Source organism: Acinetobacter sp. YH01024 (genome assembly GCF_013420195.1).
Taxonomy (GTDB): domain Bacteria; phylum Pseudomonadota; class Gammaproteobacteria; order Pseudomonadales; family Moraxellaceae; genus Acinetobacter; species Acinetobacter amyesii.
This window is the reverse complement of sequence record NZ_VOYQ01000096.1, coordinates 1-2,344: the sequence shown is the minus strand read 5'-3', so window position 1 is coordinate 2,344 and position 2,344 is coordinate 1. Positions and strand designations below refer to the sequence as shown.

Genomic DNA, 2,344 nt, shown 5'->3' with positions numbered 1-2,344 from the left:
TCGCACACAGCATCAAGCAGAACGACATTATCAATATGATCAAAATTATTTGCTCACCCAAGTAGATGACAGCCGATTAGGTAAGCTGACGTATCAGTATGATGCAATTGGCCGTTTAACACAGAGTCAAAGCTTACATCAAACTGAAAGCTTTGCTTTTGACCCAGCAGGGAATTTGATTGACCCAATTGCCACGCATGCATCTCAAGTGAAAAGCAATTTGATATCGCAATATAAAGGCAAAAATTATAAATACGATGCGCAAGGTAATGTGATTGAAACTAACCATGCAGGCAAAACATTAAAACTGACGTGGGATAACCTGAACAGATTGGTTCGTTGTGATCATCAGGGTCAGGTGACTGACTATGGTTATGATGTATTTGGACGACGTTTGTTTAAGAAAAACCCAAATGCACAAACCCTGACTTTATTTGGCTGGGACGGTGACTTGATGATTTGGGAGTCACAGCAATCTAATAATGCTGATGAAAACTATACTAAGCATTATGTCTATGAAGCAAAAAGTTTTGTACCATTACTCCAAACAGGCTATACAGGATTTATCAAACTGATTGAGACCCCAGACTATTCAAAATTCCAACGTGAACCTTACTCAATTTATAAAGACCCTGTATGGAAAACAGAAACGAGAAAGAACAAAGCAGAGCTAGAACGCGTTGCTTTTTATCACTGTGACCAAGTGGGAACACCGCAAACCTTAAGTAATGAACGTGGTGAATGTGTCTGGGAGATCGTGCAGGATACGTGGGGCAATACGCAGCAAATCAGAGCCAGTGACAATTTGTTAGAACAAAGTAATATCCGTTTTCAGGGGCAATACTATGATGTTGAGACAGGCTTGCACTATAACCGTTATCGTTATTACGAGCCGTACAGTGGACGTTATGTGAGTAAAGACCCGATTGGGTTGATGGGGGGCTTAAATAATTCAGCTTATGTCAGTGATCCGAATCAGTGGGTGGATCCTATGGGACTAATTGTACATATTGTTTTTAACAAATCGAATGGAACAATTAAAGGTTCTGATTTAGATTCAAAAGAAACAATAGGTATAAATGGCGTTTTCACAGGTGGATATGCAAGTGTAGATCATATGACTCAACAAGTAACTAATTTATCACTAGATGAGTCGCAAGCTATTCCAAGAGGGAGATATTGGATAATCCCACATGAGGGTGAAGGTAAAGAGCATTGGTACAAGCTTTATGCAGTCGATATGCATACAGATGATTTTACTTATGATTTTAATAACAAGAAAATGAGAGGCTATTTTAGACTTCATCCAGGAACTTATAGTACAGGCTGTGTGACTATTCCCTCTTCAATGGGAGCAAAAAATGGAAATGTGAAGTGGGATAAATTATCTAGTTTTATACAAAAAACGAACAAGCATAAAGCGCTTGTTTTTAAAGGAGGGGATTTAGAAAGCAAAAGGAAATTTGGACACAAGCCAGATTTTGTTGACCTTTATGGAATATTGGATGTTGAGTAATGAAAAAATTTTTTATAACTGTTATTTTTTGCTGCACTATTTTATTTATATATTTAATTGGTAGTGGGTATTTTATCGATAAAGAGTGTGAAATTTCTATTGAAAAGTTCAAAGTTCAAAGTAAAATATTGAATATTAGTGAAAAATCAATAAAAGTGTTTGAAGATACAGGGTATAATTTTGTATGTGAAGATTCTGATGATTTTATGTATAAAATTAATAGACTACCGTATAAAGTAGATGATGAAACATTTACTGAATTAATAGCAGTGGTTGTAATGAATTTTTATTATAATAGACCTGAATTTTCAATTATTCTTGATAATTTAAGTACAGTGCAAAAGTCAGAAGTTGAAAAAAAAATAGAAGAATTTATGAAAAATAGCACTTATATGAAAACCAAAAGTTTGGAAGATCTAGAGAAACTAAGCTACATAAAAGCTATTTTACAAGGTAATTAGTAAGTAATGACTTTGTTGCACAAAGATTTAAAAAGTAAAACTCCCTTAAGCAACTCAAATTTAAGTGACAACTCGGGTATGTGATCTGATATACGCTGAATTATCAGGAGACTTTCCCTTGGGAGATTCTAGGCAGCCAACTTATAAAAGTCTTCGGCCATTTGATTTGGTGTCTTAAAACCCAAACCCTTTTGAATTCTTCGATGATTATAAAATAACTCAATGTATTTTATAATATCTGCTTTGGCTTCTTCTCTGGTTTGATAGTTGTAATGATGCACTAACTCATTTTTCAGTATTCCCCAAAAGCTTTCAATCGGTGCATTATCGTAACAGTCTCCGCGCTTGCTCATTGAACCTTGAAAAC

The 2,344-nt window shown here is 35.2% G+C and carries 3 protein-coding genes; 2 read left to right on the top strand and 1 reads right to left on the bottom strand.

All coding sequences use genetic code 11. From position 1 onward, the window contains the following. Together FTT88_RS16965 and FTT88_RS16960 are read left to right on the top strand one after the other, a co-directional pair. On the top strand, positions 1–1,516 hold a 1,516-nt coding region (locus FTT88_RS16965), incomplete at its 5' end, for an RHS repeat-associated core domain-containing protein (RefSeq protein ID WP_180174136.1). Next, a complete protein-coding gene (locus FTT88_RS16960) occupies positions 1,516–1,977 on the top strand; it encodes a hypothetical protein (protein WP_180036286.1) in 462 nt (153 codons plus the stop codon). The genes FTT88_RS16965 and FTT88_RS16960, both read left to right, overlap by 1 nt. 128 nt (positions 1,978–2,105) lie before the next feature. On the opposite strand, the gene FTT88_RS16955 is transcribed toward FTT88_RS16960, so the two are convergent. Continuing rightward, a partial coding sequence (locus FTT88_RS16955) for an IS3 family transposase (protein ID WP_153888957.1) occupies positions 2,106–2,344 on the bottom strand: 239 nt, incomplete at its 5' end.

Excerpts from the sequence above, each read along its gene's own strand:
- FTT88_RS16960 (WP_180036286.1), top strand. The coding sequence starts at position 1,516 with ATGAAAAAATTTTTTATAACTGTTATTTTTTGCTGCACTATTTTATTT.